At 50.1% G+C, this 18,845-nt stretch carries 16 protein-coding genes; 12 read left to right on the top strand and 4 right to left on the bottom strand.

The annotated features are described in order from the left end of the window. Positions 1 to 3 precede the first annotated feature (3 nt). Together M979_RS16720 and ugpQ are read left to right on the top strand one after the other, a co-directional pair. On the top strand, positions 4 to 1,074 hold the full coding sequence (locus M979_RS16720) for a sn-glycerol-3-phosphate import ATP-binding protein UgpC (RefSeq protein WP_064555701.1): 1,071 nt from the start codon (positions 4 to 6) through the stop codon (positions 1,072 to 1,074). Then, a complete protein-coding gene (gene ugpQ / locus M979_RS16715; RefSeq protein ID WP_064555700.1) occupies positions 1,071 to 1,811 on the top strand; it encodes a glycerophosphodiester phosphodiesterase in 741 nt (246 codons plus the stop codon). The genes M979_RS16720 and ugpQ overlap by 4 nt, the downstream gene beginning before the upstream one ends. A gap of 78 nt (positions 1,812 to 1,889) precedes the next feature. Here the strand turns inward: ugpQ and M979_RS16710 are convergent, their stop codons facing one another. Next, positions 1,890 to 2,339 carry a DUF2756 family protein gene (locus M979_RS16710; RefSeq protein WP_064555699.1) on the bottom strand — a complete coding sequence of 150 codons (450 nt, stop codon included), beginning with the start codon at positions 2,337 to 2,339 and terminating at the stop codon, positions 1,890 to 1,892. 124 nt (positions 2,340 to 2,463) lie between these two features. On the opposite strand from M979_RS16710, the gene ggt reads away from it, so the two are divergent. After that, entirely contained in the window at positions 2,464 to 4,236 is a 1,773-nt protein-coding gene (gene ggt, locus M979_RS16705) for a gamma-glutamyltransferase (RefSeq protein ID WP_064555698.1), read from the top strand. 81 nt (positions 4,237 to 4,317) lie between these two features. On the opposite strand, the gene M979_RS16700 is transcribed toward ggt, so the two are convergent. Beyond that, a complete protein-coding gene (locus tag M979_RS16700; protein ID WP_064555697.1) occupies positions 4,318 to 4,815 on the bottom strand; it encodes a GNAT family N-acetyltransferase in 498 nt (165 codons plus the stop codon). A gap of 443 nt (positions 4,816 to 5,258) precedes the next feature. Here M979_RS16700 and M979_RS16695 point away from each other — a divergent pair, with 443 nt between their 5' ends. The 5 genes from M979_RS16695 (at position 5,259) to gntU (ending at position 10,399) form a co-directional block, all read left to right on the top strand. Beyond that, complete coding sequence (locus tag M979_RS16695) at positions 5,259 to 6,296, top strand: oxidoreductase (RefSeq protein WP_064555696.1); 1,038 nt, start codon at positions 5,259 to 5,261, stop codon at positions 6,294 to 6,296. A 124-nt stretch (positions 6,297 to 6,420) separates the two neighbouring features. Next, the gene (locus M979_RS16690; protein WP_034460489.1) at positions 6,421 to 7,116 is read left to right on the top strand and encodes a pirin family protein; all 696 of its coding nucleotides are present in this window, start codon (positions 6,421 to 6,423) and stop codon (positions 7,114 to 7,116) included. Between the two features lie 105 nt (positions 7,117 to 7,221). Continuing rightward, positions 7,222 to 8,217 (top strand): gluconate operon transcriptional repressor GntR, encoded by a 996-nt coding sequence (gene gntR / locus M979_RS16685; RefSeq protein ID WP_064555695.1) that lies wholly within the window; start codon positions 7,222 to 7,224, stop codon positions 8,215 to 8,217. A gap of 311 nt (positions 8,218 to 8,528) precedes the next feature. Then, entirely contained in the window at positions 8,529 to 9,062 is a 534-nt protein-coding gene (gntK, locus tag M979_RS16680; RefSeq protein WP_034460487.1) for a gluconokinase, read from the top strand. Further along, complete coding sequence (gntU, locus tag M979_RS16675) at positions 9,059 to 10,399, top strand: gluconate transporter (protein ID WP_034460486.1); 1,341 nt, start codon at positions 9,059 to 9,061, stop codon at positions 10,397 to 10,399. The genes gntK and gntU overlap by 4 nt, the downstream gene beginning before the upstream one ends. A 57-nt stretch (positions 10,400 to 10,456) precedes the next feature. On the opposite strand, the gene xylB is transcribed toward gntU, so the two are convergent. Next, the gene (gene xylB / locus M979_RS16670; RefSeq protein WP_064555694.1) at positions 10,457 to 11,911 is read right to left on the bottom strand and encodes a xylulokinase; all 1,455 of its coding nucleotides are present in this window, start codon (positions 11,909 to 11,911) and stop codon (positions 10,457 to 10,459) included. Between the two features lie 102 nt (positions 11,912 to 12,013). After that, positions 12,014 to 13,336, bottom strand: coding sequence for a xylose isomerase (xylA, locus tag M979_RS16665; protein WP_064555692.1), 1,323 nt, complete (start codon positions 13,334 to 13,336; stop codon positions 12,014 to 12,016). Positions 13,337 to 13,702: 366 nt separating this feature from the next. Here xylA and xylF point away from each other — a divergent pair, with 366 nt between their 5' ends. The 4 genes from xylF (at position 13,703) to xylR (ending at position 18,804) form a co-directional block, all read left to right on the top strand. Further along, on the top strand, positions 13,703 to 14,695 hold the full coding sequence (gene xylF / locus M979_RS16660; RefSeq protein WP_034460483.1) for a D-xylose ABC transporter substrate-binding protein: 993 nt from the start codon (positions 13,703 to 13,705) through the stop codon (positions 14,693 to 14,695). Between the two features lie 58 nt (positions 14,696 to 14,753). Then, positions 14,754 to 16,295: a xylose ABC transporter ATP-binding protein gene (locus M979_RS16655; protein ID WP_064555690.1), complete on the top strand. Its 1,542-nt coding sequence runs from the start codon at positions 14,754 to 14,756 to the stop codon at positions 16,293 to 16,295. Beyond that, positions 16,273 to 17,454, top strand: a complete 1,182-nt coding sequence (gene xylH / locus M979_RS16650; RefSeq protein WP_064555688.1) for a xylose ABC transporter permease XylH — start codon at positions 16,273 to 16,275, stop codon at positions 17,452 to 17,454. The genes M979_RS16655 and xylH overlap by 23 nt, the downstream gene beginning before the upstream one ends. A 171-nt stretch (positions 17,455 to 17,625) precedes the next feature. After that, complete coding sequence (gene xylR, locus M979_RS16645; RefSeq protein ID WP_064555686.1) at positions 17,626 to 18,804, top strand: D-xylose utilization transcriptional activator XylR; 1,179 nt, start codon at positions 17,626 to 17,628, stop codon at positions 18,802 to 18,804. Positions 18,805 to 18,845: the final 41 nt, after the last annotated feature.

The raw sequence follows: 18,845 nt of genomic DNA, 5'->3' as shown, positions 1-18,845 counted from the left end.
CCCATGGCAGGACTGAAATTACAGGCAGTATCCAAAAGCTGGGACAACAAAACTCAAGTGATTCAACCGCTGACGCTGGATGTGGCCGACGGTGAGTTTATCGTGATGGTGGGTCCGTCGGGCTGCGGCAAATCCACGCTGCTACGCATGGTTGCCGGACTCGAACGCGTCACCAGCGGCGACATCTGGATTGACCGGCAGCGCGTCACAGAGATGGAACCGAAAGAGCGTGGAATTGCGATGGTGTTCCAGAATTACGCACTTTATCCGCACATGAGCGTGGAAGAAAACATGGCCTGGGGCCTGAAAATCCGTGGCATGGGCAAAGGGCATATTCAGCAGAAAGTCGCGGAAGCGGCCCGTATTCTGGAACTTGATGGCTTGCTCAAACGCCGCCCACGTGAACTTTCCGGCGGGCAACGCCAGCGTGTAGCTATGGGGCGCGCCATCGTGCGCGATCCGGCGGTTTTCCTGTTCGATGAACCGCTCTCAAACCTTGATGCCAAACTGCGCGTGCAGATGCGCCTGGAATTACAACAGCTACACCGTCGCCTGAAAACCACAAGTTTGTACGTTACGCACGATCAGGTGGAAGCAATGACGCTGGCGCAGCGCGTGATGGTGATGAACAAAGGTATCGCGGAGCAAATCGGTACGCCTGTCGAAGTCTACGAACGCCCGGCAAGCCGCTTTGTAGCGAGCTTTATTGGTTCGCCTGCCATGAACCTGCTGGAAGGCAATATCAGCGACGACGGCACGCGTTTCGAACTGGCTGGAGGGACGGCTCTACCACTGGGCAATGCAGCTAATCAGCAACGAGGTAGGGCTGTTACCCTGGGTATCCGCCCGGAACATATTGCGCTAAGCTCCCAAACCGCAGGCGGTGTGCCATTTGTGGTGGACTCGCTGGAGATGCTCGGGGCAGATAATCTGGTGCATGGGCGCTGGGGTGAGCAAAAAATGGTGGTGCGCTTAGCGCATCAGGAACGTCCGCAACCCGGTAGTACGCTGTGGCTATATCTGCCTGAAAATCATCTACATTTCTTTGATAAAGAAAACGGACAACGTTTATGAGTAACTGGCCTTATCCAAAAATCGCAGCCCATCGTGGTGGGGGAAAACTGGCGCCGGAAAATACGCTGGCGGCAATTGATGTCGGCGCGCGTTACGGTCACACCATGATTGAGTTTGACGCCAAGCTTTCACAAGACGGGCAAATCTTCTTGCTACATGACGACACGCTTGAGCGCACCAGCAACGGCTGGGGAATTGCAGGCGATTTACCGTGGGATAAGTTGCTGAATGTTGATGCAGGAAGCTGGTTCAGCGGTAAGTTTAAAGGCGAGCCATTACCTCTTCTTTCGCAGGTTGCCGCGCGTTGTAAACAGCACGGCATGATGGCGAATATCGAAATTAAGCCGACCACCGGCACCGATAGAGAAACCGGGAAAGTTATCGCACTGGCGGCTCGTGAATTATGGCTGGGGCAAACAGCGCCATTGTTATCTTCGTTTTCTATCGAAGCGCTGGAGGCGGCGCAGCTTGCTGTTCCAGAATTACCGCGCGGATTATTACTCGATGAATGGCGTGACGATTGGCGCGAGCTGACCGACAGGCTCGGTTGCGTTTCAATCCACCTGAACCATAAACTGCTCGACGAAACTCGCGTGCAGCAATTGAAAGAGGCGGGATTACATATTCTGGTTTATACCGTGAATATTCCCCAGCGTGCAGCAACGCTGCTGCGCTGGGGAGTCGATACGATTTGCACCGATAGAATTGATGAAATTGGGCCGGATTTTAACGCGTGATTGCGTTGGGTGGCGCATTCGCTTACCCAACCTACGATTTGTAGGTGGGATAAGCGCTAGCGCCATCTACCGTTACCTTTACGGCCCAATTGTTTTCAGCGGGATGTTCGGCTGTAGTGAAGTCGAGTTGCTGTTTTGATTGAGCATGCTGCCATTGGTTTTCGGTTGCAGCATATGATCCTGGCTGCTACCTCCGCTGCCACTTAGCATTCCGCCATTGGTATTTGGCAGTACCTGCTGCGTTCCTACTTCCATCTCATTCGGCAGCGTTTTTTTCACCTTAAAGACGCCCTGCTGCGAATTATTGTTTATCTGCCCTTCCAGATGCTGCTGTTGCATGCGTGTTTGCGTTTGTAACTGCTGATTCAACATCCCTTTTTGCTGTGCCTGTTGAGTTTGCATCTGCTGCTGCATCCGCTGCTGGCTTGGGATCTGGTAATCCGGTTGGTTTGGATTATTCAGGGTATTAATCGGCTGCGCCAAACAGGTCAATGGCAGCAGGGCCGCCAGTAATAATATTTTTTTCATCGTCATTTCCTCCATTGGGGGATCTATTAAGTTTAATCCTTTTCTATTCACATGAAGATTATTTAGGAATTGTGGACCAGGCTTATTGGGCGATTGACCTCATTGAAAAATGGAGAAAATAACGATGAAGCAGTGGAAAACAATACGTCTGGAAATTCTGCGCTGGATAGCCGTTCCTGCGTTAACGATCGGACTGTGCCTCTCAGTTAGTGCCGCACCACCGCCCGTTGCGGCTCCGGCTCCCGTTTCCTACGGCGTGGAAGCGGATGTGTTTCATCCTGTACGTGCTGAAAACGGCATGGTGGCGTCCCAGGATTCCCTCGCCACGCAAGTGGGTGTTGATATTCTTAAACAAGGTGGGAACGCGGTTGATGCCGCCGTTGCCGTGGGCTTTGCACTGGCGGTAACCCACCCGCAGGCGGGGAATATCGGTGGCGGTGGTTTCATGATGCTGCGCACCAAAGATGGTAAAACAACCGCGATAGATTTCCGTGAAATGGCGCCAGAAAAAGCCACGCGCGATATGTTCCTTGATGCGCAGGGCAATGCCGACAGTAAAAAATCCCTCACTTCTCATCTGGCATCAGGCACGCCTGGCACCGTTGCGGGCTTCGCCATGGCGCTGGAAAAATACGGCACGCTGCCGCTCAACAAAGTTATCCAACCGGCGATCAAACTGGCGCATGACGGATTTACCGTCAACGACGCGCTGGCTGAAGACCTGAAAGTCTACGGCGCGGAAGTCCTTCCGAATCACCCCAACAGCAAAGCTATTTTCTGGAAAGCAGACGGTAATCCGCTGCAAAAAGGCGACAAATTAGTGCAGACCAATCTCGCCAAAAGCCTGGAGATGATTGCTGAGATTGGCCCGGATGCTTTCTATAAAGGGACGATTGCTGACCAAATCGCCGAAGAGATGGCAAAAAACGGCGGGCTGATTAGCAAGGACGATCTGGCGAATTACAAAGCGGTTGAACGTGCGCCGATTAGCGGCGATTACCGTGGCTACCAGATTTTCTCCATGCCACCACCGTCTTCTGGTGGTATCCATATCGTCGAAATCCTGAATATTCTGGAGAATTTCGACCTCACCAAATACGGTTTTGGTAGCGCCGATGCGATGCAGTTAACCGCTGAAGCCGAAAAATACGCGTATGCCGACCGCTCGGAATATCTTGGCGATCCAGACTTCGTGAAAGTGCCGTGGCAGGCGCTGACCGACAAAGCGTACGCCAAATCGCTGGCTGATAAGATCGACATCAACAAAGCGCGTCCGTCGAGTGAAATCAAACCGGGGAACCTCGCGCCGTATGAAAGTAACCAGACCACGCATTTCTCGGTGGTAGATAAAGACGGCAACGCCGTGGCGGTGACTTACACGCTAAACACCGTGTTCGGAACAGGTATCGTGGCGGGCAACACCGGCATTATCATGAACAACCAAATGGATGATTTCTCTGCCAAACCAGGTGTGCCGAATGTATACGGGCTGGTGGGTGGCGATGCAAACGCCGTTGGGCCGCATAAACGCCCGCTGTCGTCGATGTCGCCAACTATCGTGGTGAAAGATGGCAAAACCTGGCTGGTGACCGGCAGCCCTGGCGGTAGCCGAATAATCACGACCGTGCTGCAAATGGTGATGAATACTATCGATTACGGTATGAACGTCGCCGAAGCGACCAATGCGCCGCGCTTCCATCATCAATGGCTGCCTGACGAGTTAAGGGTCGAAAAAGGCTTTAGCCCGGACACGCTTAAACTGCTGAAAGAAAAAGGGCAGAACGTGGTAGTGAAAGAGGCGATGGGAAGCACGCAAAGCATTATGATGGGGCCGGATGGCGCATTGTACGGTGCGTCTGACCCGCGCTCGGTGGATGATTTGACGGCGGGTTACTGAATAATTGGTGGATGGCGCTGCGCCTATCCACCCTACAAATCTGAGCCGTAGGGCGGATAAGCGCAAGTGCCATCCGCCTTGTTACACCGGCTTAAACCGCGCCATAAAATAGGCGTCTACATACTGACCTTCACGCAGCGCGAAGTTCTTACCAGTGCCTTCAATTTCAAAACCGAATTTGCGATAGGTTGCCAACGCCGCCTCGTTATCGGTGAAAACCGTCAGTTCAATACGCTCGATGCGCAGCCAGTTGTCGCACAGATTTACCATTTCCTGCATTAGCGCACTAGCGACTCCCTTGCCCTGATGGCGGCAGTCGACGCCCATCCCAAAAGTGGCTACATGGCTACGACGTGGGGACTGTTCCACCATCAGCATTAGCTGCCCGACAACATTATTGTCGATGCATGCCACCAGGTTACGGCTGCCGGGTTTTAGATCGTTCAGGCGATCGGTGAAAAGTTTTAGCGCAGGATGAGGAAGATGTAGCGTGTCACGAACCAATGCTGGCTGGGAGTAGATTTCATGCAGCGCCTGAGCGTCGCTGATTTCAGCGTGACGTACTACGATTTCGTTCATCCTTTTATCCTCAATGAGTTACATAATCCCTTTAAACATCATTGACTTTCACTTTGCTGTCAACCGCATATTTTTTGAAATTTCGCTTTACAAGTGCGAATGATAATGATTATTATTGCCATGCGTTCAGGGGAGACCCCTACGGAGACAACCTGAAAGCACGACATTGCTCACATTGCTTCCAGTATTACTTTAGCCAGCCTAGTGCTGGCTTTTTTTTGCCCGTCTTATTTGAAGCTGTAGCTGCGTTGGCTGCACTCCCTCACCCGAATCACTTACCTAAGTAAGCTCATCGGGATTCACTCCCTTGCCGCCTTGCTACAACTCCAAATAAATAGGGCAAACCAAGTGTCACTTTGCATTAGTAGGGCGGATAAACGAAGTGCCATCCGCCGGAGTTTGCAGTAGGGTAATTGCAATTCAAAGTCAAAAAGGACGAAGCAATGACCCTACACTGCGCTTTTATAGGTTTTGGCAAAAGCACCACGCGTTACCACCTTCCTTACGTTCTGGTTCGCAAAGATAAATTCCACGTTGCCCATATTTTCCGTCGCAATGAAAAGCCGGACATCGAACAGCAGCCGGAGTATAGCCATATTCATTTCACCAGCGATTTAGACGAAGTGCTGAATGATCCGCAGGTAAAGCTGGTGGTGGTTTGCACCCACGCTGACAGCCATTTTGATTACGCGAAACGCGCACTTGAAGCGGGTAAAAACGTACTGGTGGAAAAACCGTTTACCCCGACCCTTGCTGAAGCCAAAGAGTTGTTTGAACTGGCGAAAGCAAAAGGGCTGACCGTCACGCCTTACCAGAATCGCCGTTTTGACTCCTGCTTCCTGACGATGAAAAAGGCTATCGAAAGCGGCAAACTTGGCGACATCGTTGAAATAGAAAGCCACTTTGATATGTATCGTCCGGTTGCGGAAACTAAACCTGGGCTGCCGGCAGATGGCGCGTTCTATGGCCTCGGCGTGCATACCATGGACCAAATCATCTCGCTATTTGGCCGCCCGGACCACGTCACCTACGATATTCGTAGCGTGCGCAATAAAGCTAACCCGGACGATACCTTTGAAGCCCAGCTTTTCTATGGCGATATGAAAGCTATCGTTAAAACCAGCCATCTGGTGAAAATCGATTACCCAAAATTCCTGGTTCACGGCACCAAAGGCTCATTCATTAAGTACGGCATTGACCAGCAAGAAACCAGCCTTAAAGCGTACATCATGCCGGGCGAACCGGGCTTTGCGGCAGACAGCAGCGTAGGCGTGCTTGAGTATGTAAACGATGCGGGTGAAAGCGTGCGCGAAGAGTTGAAGCCGGAAGCGGGTGACTACGGGCGCGTATACGACGCGCTGTACGAAACCATTCTTAATGGCAAGCCAAATTACGTCAGAGAAATTGAAGCACTGACCAACCTTGAGATCCTCGAGCGCGGTTTCGAGCAAGCCTCTCCCTCTACTGTGACCCTCGCTTAAACCGAAATACGACGCCTCTGACTCGTTCATTTTTTTTGAACAGAGGCGTCAATTTTCACCCTCTATGATCATTTCCGATTCGAGTCCACACTTAGTCCATCAAACGAATTGCGGAGAAATGAAAATGATCTACTTAAGAAAAGCTGAAGAACGTGGTCATGCGAATCATGGTTGGTTGGATAGCTGGCACACCTTCTCTTTCGCTAACTATTACGATGCCAATTTCATGGGTTTCTCGGCATTACGTGTGATTAACGAAGACGTAGTGGAAGCTGGTGAAGGGTTCGGTACCCACCCGCACAAAGATATGGAAATCCTGACTTATGTGCTGGAAGGTGCCGTAGCACACCGTGACAGCATGGGTAACGAAGAAAAGGTTCCTGCGGGTGAATTCCAGATTATGAGTGCCGGTACCGGGATTACTCACTCCGAGTACAACCCAAGCAAAACTGAGCGCCTGCGTCTGTACCAAATCTGGATCATCCCAGAAAAAACCGGCATCACGCCGCGTTACGACCAACGCCGTTTTGATGCGCCGCAGGGCCGCCAGCTGGTGCTTTCACCAGATGCGCGAGACGGTTCATTGAAAGTGAATCAGGATATGGAGCTTTCACGCTGGGCGCTGGCTAAAGATGAGCAATCTGTTTATCAGATCCCGGCAGATCGCCGTATATGGGTTCAGGTAGTGAAAGGTGATGTGTCGATTAATGGCACTCAGGCAAAAACCAGCGACGCGGTTGCGGTGTGGGATGAGCAAGCGATTTCGATTCATGCAAATGCTCAAAGTGAAGTGTTGCTGTTCGATTTACCACCAGTCTAATATTTTCCGATAGTTACCGGTCACAACCTTCTCCTGAAACAGGGGAAGGTTGTGCTTTGTCCGTGCTAAACTTTGTCGTCGATTGTTAACCCGCACAGCAGGACAATGAAAAAGAAAAGACCGGTATTACAGGACGTTGCAGACCGCGTTGGCATCACCAAAATGACGGTCAGTCGCTTTTTGCGAAACCCCGATCAGGTTTCCGCTGCGTTGCAGGTAAAAATTGCCGCGGCCCTTGATGATCTTGGCTATATTCCGAACCGCGCACCCGACATCCTCTCCAATTCTACCAGCCGTGCAATCGGTGTGTTGTTGCCTTCACTTACCAACCAGGTTTTCGCTGAAGTGCTACGAGGTATTGAAAGCGTTGTCGATGCTTATGGCTACCAGACTATGCTTGCTCACTATGGTTATAAACCGGAGTTAGAAGAAGAGCGCCTGGAATCAATGCTTTCCTGGAATATCGACGGTCTTATCCTTACTGAACGTACCCACACTCCGCGCACCTTGAAAATGATTGAAGTGGCGGGTATTCCCGTTGTCGAATTGATGGACAGCGTTTCACCATGCCTGGATATTGCCGTAGGGTTTGATAACTTCGAAGCAGCACGCCAGATGACAGCCGCAATTATTGCGCGTGGCCACCGCCATGTAGCGTATCTCGGCGCCCGTCTTGATGAACGTACTGTGATTAAGAAAAAAGGCTATGAGCAGGCGATGAACGATGCCGGGCTTGTACCATATAGTGTAATGGTTGAAAACTCATCCTCATATTCCACCGGTATTGAATTGTTTCGTCAGGCCAGACGTGAATATCCGCAGCTCGATAGCATCTTCTGTACTAACGATGACTTAGCCATCGGTGCGGCATTTGAATGCCAGCGTCAGGGCTTGAGTATTCCAAAAGATATGGCGATTGCCGGTTTCCATGGCCACGATATCGGGCAGGTGATGGAGCCACGTCTTGCCAGCGTGTTGACACCACGTGAACGTATGGGGCGTATTGGTGCGGAGCGTTTGCTGGCGCGGATACGTGGCGAAACGGTCACACCACAAATGCTGGATTTGGGCTTTACGCTCTCTTCAGGCGGCTCAATTTAATTCTCGTTTAATTCAGGTTGCAGTGGCGCTAACTGCAACTCGGATTATTTACAGTTTATTTTTTGATGTAGTTCACAGTTATACGCTTTGCAAGCTAATGGTTATTGCTTATTGCTCGATCAGCTCAGAGAATGTTACCGATAACAGTTACCCGTAACAGTTTCTAATATTCCCAAAATAATTCGCGTTGCATCGCGACGGCAAGAGAAGGAGTTCCGATGAGCTTAGTAAACTAAGTGATTCGGACGAGTGAACGCAGCCAACAAAGATGCAACTCGAAGTATGAAGGGTATAACAGTCGGAGCTACGCTATGAGCACTACCAACCATGACCACCACATCTACGTCCTGATGGGCGTCTCTGGCAGCGGTAAATCTGCTGTTGCAAGCGAAGTTGCACATCAACTCAAAGCCGCGTTCCTCGATGGCGACTTCCTTCATCCACGCTGCAATATCATGAAAATGGCATCAGGCGAGCCGCTCAACGACGACGATCGTAAGCCGTGGCTGCAGGCGCTAAACGATGCGGCTTTCGCTATGCAGCGGACAAACAAAGTTTCCCTGATTGTTTGTTCTGCGCTGAAAAAGGTTTATCGCGACCAATTGCGCGACGGTAACCCAAATCTCTCTTTCATCTACATGAAAGGTGATTTTGAGGTAATCGAAAGCCGTCTGAAAGCACGTAAAGGTCACTTCTTCAAAACTCAGATGTTGGTCACTCAGTTTGAAACGCTGGAAGAACCAAAGTCTGATGAACCTGATGTTCTGGTCGTGGATATTGACCAAACGCTGGAAGGCGTGGTGGCCAGCACTATTGATGTGATTAATAAAGGCAGTGTGCAGTGAGTACATTAACACTTGTTTTAACAGCAGTAGGTTCAGTTTTACTGCTGCTGTTTTTAGTGATGAAGGCGCGTATGCATGCCTTCGTTGCTTTGATGGTGGTTTCAATTGGTGCAGGGATATTTTCCGGGATGCCGCTCGATAAAATCGCGGCAACCATGGAAAAAGGCATGGGCGGTACACTCGGCTTTCTGGCCATCGTCGTCGCGCTCGGTGCGATGTTTGGCAAGATTCTTCATGAAACGGGTGCCGTAGACCAGATAGCCGTCAAAATGCTCAAGGTTTTCGGCAAGAGTCGCGCACATTACGCGATTGGCCTGGCAGGCTTGATTTGCGCACTACCGCTGTTCTTCGAAGTTGCCATTGTTCTGCTGATTAGCGTGGCGTTTTCTATGGCCCGTCACACCGGAACAAACCTGGTAAAATTAGTTATTCCTCTGTTCGCAGGTGTTGCCGCTGCCGCAGCGTTTCTGCTGCCAGGGCCTGCACCCATGCTGCTGGCTTCCCAAATGCACGCCGACTTTGGCTGGATGATTCTGCTAGGCTTGTGCGCCGCCATTCCAGCTATGATTATCGCCGGGCCGCTGTTTGGTAACTTCATCAGTAAATACGTCGAACTGCATATTCCGGACGACATCACTGAACCGCATCTGGGCGAAGGCAAATTGCCATCGTTCAGCTTCAGCCTGTCGCTGATCCTACTGCCGCTGGTGTTGGTAGGGATGAAAACTATCGCTGCGCGTTTCGTTGAACAGGGTTCCACGCTGTACGAATGGCTTGAGTTTATTGGCCATCCGTTCACCGCGATTCTGGTGGCGTGTCTGGTTGCTATTTATGGCCTGGCATATCGTCAGGGAATGGCGAAAGAAAAGGTCATGGAAATCTGCGGCCACGCGCTGCAACCGGCTGGTATTATTTTGCTGGTTATCGGTGCAGGCGGGGTATTTAAACAAGTGCTGGTGGACTCGGGCGTAGGCCCTGCACTGGGCGAAGCGCTGACCGGTTTAGGTTTGCCCATTGCTTTAACCTGCTTCGTACTGGCTGCTGCGGTTCGTATTATTCAGGGTTCCGCAACCGTTGCTTGCCTGACCGCCGTCGGTCTTGTGATGCCGGTTATTGAACAACTGAACTATAACGGCGCGCAAATGGCTGCTTTGTCGATTTGTATCGCAGGTGGTTCGATTGTTGTGAGCCACGTTAACGACGCTGGTTTCTGGTTATTTGGTAAGTTCACGGGTGCAACCGAAGGGCAAACCCTGAAGACCTGGACCCTGATGGAAACCATTCTCGGCACCACGGGTGCGGTTGTTGGGATGATTGCGTTTACCTTGCTGTCTTAAATATTGGATGGTGAATGCTGCTAACGCTCAGGTAAAACCTGAGCGTTATTTTTTGTGTCACGACATCAGTGGCAGCAGTTGCTGATAAATTTGGTTAAACACTTTACGGCGCGTTTTGTAACGCGCATGGCGCGCCATATCTGGCGTGTGCTGTTGCTCAAGAAGCAATTGTGGCAGCAGAGATTGTAATGGCTTACCTGGAGACATCGCGATTTGTGCCAGACGCGCCGCCCCCAGCGCCGGTCCAACATCACCCCCTGTACGGTAATCCAACGTTTGCCCGCTGATATCCGCCAGTATCTGCCGCCAGTAAGGGCTACGCGCACCGCCCCCGATTAGCGTCACGCTATGTGGTGTCGCTCCACAAGAATGAACGACGTCCATACCGTCTGCCAGCGCATAACCCACTCCTTCAAGCACAGCCCGGGCAAGTTCTGCCGGCCCATGCTGATGCGTCAGGCCAAAGAAAACCCCTTTTGCCTGCGGATTGTTGTGTGGTGTGCGTTCGCCTGAAAGATATGGCAAGAACCAAATATCTCCCGCTTCTTCATCGGCTTTTTCAGCGGCTGCCAGTAATGCCGGAACGGTGCCAAGGCCAGTCAGTTTTGCTGCCCAATCCAGACAAGATGCAGCACTTAACATCACAGACATTAAATGCCAGCGGTTTGGCAGCGCGTGACAGAAGCTGTGAACGGCACTTTCAGGTTTGCTGCGAAAACCATCGCTAACAGCGAAGTAAACGCCTGATGTACCCAGCGACAACATCGCCTGGCCGGCATCCATCATGCCAACGCCAACGGCCCCTGCGGCGTTATCCCCACCGCCTGCAACAACGGGCACAGCGGGCATATTCCACGCCTTAGCCACGTCCTCTTTCAACGTGCCGGTTATTTCAGTGCCTTCATATAAGGCAGGCATTTGCTGGCGGTTGAGTTGGCAGGCGTCGAGCATTTTGTCGCTCCAGTCTCGCTTTGCGACATCCAGCCACATGGTGCCTGCAGCATCTGACATGTCACTGGCAAACACGCCGGTCATACGTAAACGCAAATAATCTTTTGGTAACAGGACCTTATCGATTTTGGCGAAAACGTCTGGTTCATGGCGCTGAACCCAAAGCAGCTTCGGTGCAGTAAATCCTGGCATCATCAGGTTGCCGGTAATCTCACGTGATTCAGGTACGGCAGCTTCCAGTAGCGCACATTCTTCACTGCAGCGGCCGTCATTCCATAAAATGGCGGGGCGTAGCACCTTCTGCTGGCTATCAAGCAGCGTTGCACCGTGCATTTGCCCGGCAATTCCCAGTGCTTTCACATCGGTGAGAGGATGCTGCTCCCCAAGTGCTTTCATTGCGCGGTCTGTGGCTTGCCACCAGTGTTCTGGATCTTGTTCCGACCACAGTGGATGTGGGCGTGACACAGTCAGCGTTTCGGTTTGTGAAGCCAGCACCTCGCCTTGCTCATTGAGCAAAATGGCTTTAACGCCTGACGTCCCGAGATCGATTCCGATGTACATACTGACCACTCCTTACAAACGCACCACGACAGGCGTGGTGCGAGGAAAATATGTGGGTGGATAAGTCGAAAGCTACCCACCACTTTTTGTATAGATCTGAATTTATCTATCAAACAGATAATGATTCACCAGGTTCTCCAACAACTCCTGATGACCGCTCTGGTGCTGCGGCGCCAGGTTATGTTGTTCAGCGTACTGTGCAATCTGCGCAAGAGACATTTGTCCTTTCAGAATTTGCTGGCCCAGTTCACCATTCCAACCGGCATAACGCTTCGCAACACGCTTATCCAGTTCACCATCTTCAATCATGCGTGCAGCAATTTTTAGCGACAGTGCCATCACGTCCATGGCACCAATATGACCATAGAACAGGTCGTACTTATCGGTGCTTTGGCGGCGTACTTTGGCATCAAAGTTCAGGCCGCCCGTGGTGAAACCACCTGCTTTGAGGATTTCGTACATCACTAATGAATTTTCTTCCACGCTATTTGGGAACTGGTCTGTATCCCAGCCCAACTGCGGGTCACCACGGTTGGCATCGACTGAACCGAAAATACCCAATGCAATAGCGCTGGCGATTTCGTGATGGAACGAATGGCCCGCAAGTGTTGCGTGGTTTGCTTCAATGTTTACTTTGATCTCTTTTTCCAGACCAAACTGTTTCAGGAAGCCATAAACCGTGGCGACATCGTAATCGTACTGATGCTTGGTAGGTTCTTGCGGTTTCGGTTCGATAAGTAATGTGCCACGGAAACCAATTTTGTGTTTATGCTCAACGACCATTTGCAAGAAGCGGCCAATTTGCTCACGTTCTTGACGCAAATCGGTATTGAGCAGGGATTCGTAACCTTCACGGCCACCCCAAAGTACATAGTTTTCACCGCCCAGTTTGTGAGTGGCATTCATTGCTGTTACGACTTGTGTGGCAGCCCAGGAGAACACTTCCGGATCCGGGTTTGTTGCCGCACCGGCACCAAAACGTGGGTTGGTAAAGCAGTTGGCAGTACCCCACAGCAATTTCACACCACTTTCTTGCTGCTTTTGCGCCAGTACTTCGGTCATTTGTGCGAAGTTGTTCAGATACTCTTTCAGAGACGCTCCTTCTGGTGAAACGTCTACATCGTGGAAGCAGTAATACGGCACATTCAGCTTGTGGAAAAATTCAAACGCCACGTCAGCTTTCTGTTTAGCCAGACCTAACGCATCGCCTGCTTGTAGCCAGGGACGCTCAAAGGAACCGGAACCAAACATGTCTGTGCCATTCCAGCAGAAGTTATGCCAGTAACAGGCAGCAAAACGCAGATGCTCTTCCATGCGTTTACCCAGAACGATTTCGTCTGGATTGTAGTGGCGGAATGCCAGAGGATTAGTGGATTTGGTACCTTCAAAACGAACGCGTTCAAGTTGGTCGAAATAGGCTTGCATAAGTGACTCCGTAATCAGGGGGGCGGCAAGTAAGCGATTCTGTCACCATCCTGTATTTTCCTCTGGTATTGCTCAATTACGTTATTTCACACTGCGTTTAAGAGAATCCTCAAATGTGCGCTGCTTCGCAAAAATACTGAAAATAATGAATGAAATATCTCGATGGTTATTCCAGTAAATAAAGAAACGAATGAGTTTGTTAAATTAAAAGCAGATCGTCATCATAAATTAGAAATTAAACCAAAAAACGTAATGGGAAGATAAAAATCTGTAATTGCTGGAATTGCATTCACAGACAACAATCTTCTCCGGTCGACAGATAATAAATTTAATCCGAGTTATTCATCCCTACAAAGGTATAACAATATGAAGATTAAGAACCTCTTACTAACGCTGTGCGCCTCACTCGTTCTGACCAGTATCAGTGGTATTGCTAAAGAAGTGAAAATTGGCATGGCAATAGACGATTTACGTCTCGAACGCTGGCAGAAAGACCGCGATATTTTTGTTAAAAAAGCCGAATCGTTGGGTGCGAAAGTCTTTGTACAATCCGCGAATGGCAACGAAGAAACGCAAATGTCGCAAATAGAAAACATGATCAACCGTGGTGTTGATGTACTGGTCATTATTCCTTACAACGGCCAGGTGTTAAGTAATGTGATTGCTGAGGCTAAAAGAGAAGGAATAAAAGTATTAGCTTATGATCGCATGATTAATAATGCCGATATTGATTATTACATCTCATTTGATAATGAAAAGGTTGGTGAATTACAGGCGCAAAGTCTTGTTAATAAAGTGCCTTCTGGGAATTATTTCTTAATGGGCGGTTCACCTGTTGATAATAATGCCAAAATGTTCCGTGCAGGGCAGATGAAAGTATTAAAACCTTATATTGAGAGTGGGAAAATAAAAGTTGTCGGCGATCAATGGGCTGATGGTTGGCTGCCTGAAAACGCATTGAAAATTATGGAGAATGCTCTGACAGCTAATAACAATAAAATTGATGCTGTTGTGGCGTCAAACGATGCGACTGCAGGCGGCGCAATTCAGGCATTAAGTGCGCAAGGGTTAGCTGGTAAAGTCGCCATTTCCGGGCAGGATGCGGATTTGGCTGGGGTGAAACGTATTATTGCCGGTACGCAAACCATGACGGTTTATAAGCCAATTACCAAGCTTGCGAATACGGCAGCTGAAATTGCTGTGGAATTAGGTGAAGGCAAACAACCCGCTTCTGACGCTGTATTGAACAATGGCATTAAAGATGTTCCCTCACGTCTACTGACACCTGTCGAAGTCGATAAAGCCAATATTGACAGCACCGTTGTGGCAGACGGTTTCCACAAGAAAAACGAGCTATAACCCACCGCGCCCGTGCTTTGCCACGGGCGAGACCCTGAAAACAGGTAAAGGAGGGGCTATGCCTTGTTTACTGGAAATGAAAAATATCACCAAAGCTTTTGGTGTTGTGAAGGCCGTGGATAACGTCAGTCTGTCAGTGGATGCTGGTGAAGTGATGTCCCTCTGTGGTGAAAACGGCTCTGGTAAATCTACATTGATGAAAGTGCTGTGCGGTATCTACCCCTACGGCAGTTACGAAGGTGAAATATGGTTCGCCGGTGAAAAACTTCAGGCGAGCCATATCCGCGATACCGAACGCAAAGGTATTGCGATTATTCACCAGGAGCTGGCTCTGGTTAAACATCTGACTGTACTTGAGAACATTTTCCTCGGCGCTGAGTTGTCGCGGCATGGTGTACTGGATTACGACAGCATGACGCTCCGATGCCAAAAACTGCTCTCACAGGTGAGCCTGAATATTTCCCCGGATACGCGCGTTGGTTCGCTGGGGCTTGGGCAGCAGCAGTTGGTTGAGATTGCCAAAGCGCTTAATAAACAAGTGCGCTTACTCATTCTGGATGAGCCTACAGCTTCACTAACTGAGCAAGAAACAGCAGTGTTACTAGCAATTATTCGTGATCTACAGGCTCATGGTATTGCCTGTATTTACATCTCCCACAAACTCAATGAAGTGAAAGCTATTTCCGACACCATCTGCGTTATCCGCGATGGGCAGCCGATTGGTACACGGGATGCGGCACTGATGCGCGAAGAAGACATCATCACCATGATGGTGGGACGTGAGCTTACGGCGCTTTACCCTAATGAACCGCATCAGACGGGTGAAGAAGTGTTGCGTGTTGAGCATCTCACTGCGTGGCATCCGGTCAATCGGCATATCAAACGAGTTAATGACATCTCTTTTTCACTGCATAAAGGTGAAATTCTTGGGATCGCAGGACTGGTCGGTGCCGGGCGTACCGAAGCTGTGCAATGTTTGTTTGGCGTCTGGCCGGGCAAGTCTGAAGGTCGTATTTTCATTGATAATCAACAAGTCGCTATCGGCAATTGCCAGCAGGCGATAGCTCACGGCATTGCGATGGTGCCAGAAGACCGCAAAAAAGATGGCATCGTGCCGGTCATGGCTGTGGGGCAAAACATCACACTTGCCGCATTAAGCCAGTTTTCTGGCGCGTTAACTCAGCTCGATGACGCTGCCGAACAAAACTGCATTCTGCAATCGATTGAGCGACTGAAAGTTAAAACTTCATCACCAGAATTGGCAATTGGTCGCCTGAGCGGCGGCAACCAGCAAAAAGCCATTCTGGCGCGTTGCCTGCTGCTCAACCCACGCATTTTGATCCTCGACGAACCCACGCGTGGCATTGATATCGGCGCGAAATACGAAATCTACAAACTTATTAATCAGCTGGTTCAGCAAGGTATTGCGGTCATTGTTATCTCATCGGAATTGCCGGAAGTGCTCGGTCTGAGTGACAGGGTGCTGGTGATGCATGAGGGGCGAATCAAAGCCAATCTGATTAACAATAACCTGACCCAAGAGCAGGTTATGGAAGCTGCACTGAGGAGTGAAAAGCATGTCGAAAAGTCATCCGTCTGAAATGAAACTCACGGCACCTGCGGCATCACCTTTTGCCGGACTACGGGCACTTAATCTCCAGGTTTTTGTCATGATCGCAGCGATTGTGGTGATTATGCTGTTCTTTACCTGGACCACCGAAGGCGCTTATCTCAGTGCCAGAAATATCTCCAATTTATTACGCCAAACCGCTATCACCGGGATTCTGGCGGTAGGCATGGTATTCGTCATCATTTCGGCAGAAATCGATCTTTCTGTCGGCTCGATGATGGGGTTACTTGGCGGTGTGGCGGCCATTTTTGATGTTTGGCTTGGGTGGCCACTACCACTCACGATTGCCGTAACGCTGGTACTTGGGCTCGTTTTAGGGGCGTGGAACGGATGGTGGGTGGCGTATCGTAAAGTGCCGTCATTTATCGTCACCCTTGCTGGAATGCTGGCGTTTCGCGGCGTGCTGATCGGCATTACTAACGGTACAACCGTATCGCCAACCAGTGCCTCAATGTCGCAAATCGGGCAAAGCTACCTGCCAGACGGAATTGGTTTTGGTATTGGTACTTTAGGGTTGGTGGTTTTTGTTGCCTGGCAATGGAGGATGCATAGTCGGCGGCAGGCTCTGGGGCTGGAAACGCCGGCCTCCACAGGTGTCTTAGGGCGACAAGCCATCACAGCAGTTATCGTGTTGGGGGCAATCTGGCTACTCAATGATTACCGTGGTGTACCTACACCGGTGCTGATCCTCACGTTATTACTGCTAGCGGGAATGTTTATGGCGACTCGCACAGCGTTTGGCAGACGTATTTACGCGATTGGCGGCAATATTGAGGCGGCGCGGCTATCGGGCATTAATGTGGAGCGCACCAAGCTTGCGGTGTTTGCCATAAACGGTTTGATGGTGGCGATTGCTGGGTTAATTCTTAGCTCGCGATTGGGGGCAGGCTCTCCGTCTGCCGGCAACATTGCTGAGCTGGATGCCATTGCAGCATGTGTCATTGGTGGTACGAGTCTTGCCGGCGGCGTTGGAAGTGTTGCAGGGGCAGTGATGGGGGCATTTATCATGGCTTCACTGGATAACGGCATGAGCATGATGGATGTCCCGACATTTTGGCAATACATCGTAAAAGGCGCCATTTTATTGCTGGCTGTCTGGATGGATTCGGCTACTAAACGTAGAGCATAAGTGTGCAAAATGCCCGTCGCTCTTCAATCTGCAGGGTTGTTGGCGGCTCTCGTTCACCTGAGTCACTTACTTGATAAGTTCTCAGGGTTCTCTCGATTGCCGCCAACCTGCATTTTGAAGTAGCTTGGGCATTGTTATTTTCACATACAGTTTTTTTATCAGGGAAAAGGCATGTTTGAGAAACGTCATCGCATCACGTTGTTATTCAATGCCAACAAAGCCTACGACCGTCAGGTAGTGGAGGGCGTTGGAGAATACTTGCAGGCGTCTCAATCTGAGTGGGACATTTTTATTGAAGAAGATTTCCGTGCCCGCATCGACAATATCAAAGAGTGGCTAGGCGACGGCGTGATTGCCGATTTTGATGATACTGAAATCCAGCGTTTATTAGATGGAGCGGATGTTCCTATTGTTGGTGTGGGAGGGTCCTACCATTCGCCAGAACACTACCCACCAGTACATTACATTGCTACCGACAACCATGCCCTGGTGGAAAATGCATTTTTGCATCTAAAAGAGAAGGGTGTGCAACGTTTCGCCTTCTATGGTTTGCCGAACTCCAGCGGCAAGCGTTGGGCTATGGAACGTGAGTACGCTTTTAATCAGCTTGTGGCAAAAGAAAAATATCGGGGCGTGGTTTATCAGGGTATAGAAACGGCCCCGGAGAATTGGCAGCATGCGCAAAACCGCCTGGCGGATTGGGTGCAAACACTTCCACCGCAAACCGGGATTATTGCCGTGACGGATGCGCGTGCACGACACCTGCTGCAAGTTTGCGAACATCTGCATATTCCCGTGCCGGAAAAACTCTGTGTGATTGGGATAGATAACGAAGAACTGACGCGTTATCTATCCCGCGTGGCACTTTCGTCGGTAGCACAGGGAACAAGGCAGATGGGATATCAGGCCGCAAAGTTATTGCATCGTTTGATGGACAATGAGCCACTTGCTTTACAACGCATTCTGGTGCCGCCGGTGCGTGTGGTTGAACGCCGTTCAACGGATTATCGTTCTTTGCACGATCCCGCTGTGATTCAGGCAATGCACTACATCCGAAACCATGCCTGTAAAGGTATCAAAGTTGAGCAAGTTTTGGACGCGGTAGGGATCTCGCGTTCTAACCTCGAGAAGCGGTTTAAAGAAGAAGTCGGTGAGACGATTCATACAATAATTCACACCGAAAAGTTAGAAAAAGCGCGCAGTTTGCTGGTGTCTACATCTTTGTCTATCAATGAAATATCGCAAATGTGCGGTTATCCATCATTGCAATACTTCTATTCGGTCTTTAAAAAAGAGTATGGCTCAACGCCGAAAGAACATCGTGAAAGACATAGTGAAATATTGGTTTAGTGAATGAGTTAAGCAAAAAAAACGCCTTCGAATTGAAGGCG

This window comes from Buttiauxella noackiae ATCC 51607 (assembly GCF_001654865.1).
Classification (GTDB): Bacteria; Pseudomonadota; Gammaproteobacteria; order Enterobacterales; family Enterobacteriaceae; genus Buttiauxella; species Buttiauxella noackiae.
The sequence above is the reverse complement of the archived record's forward strand: the minus strand, read 5'-3'. Positions and strand labels throughout refer to the sequence as shown.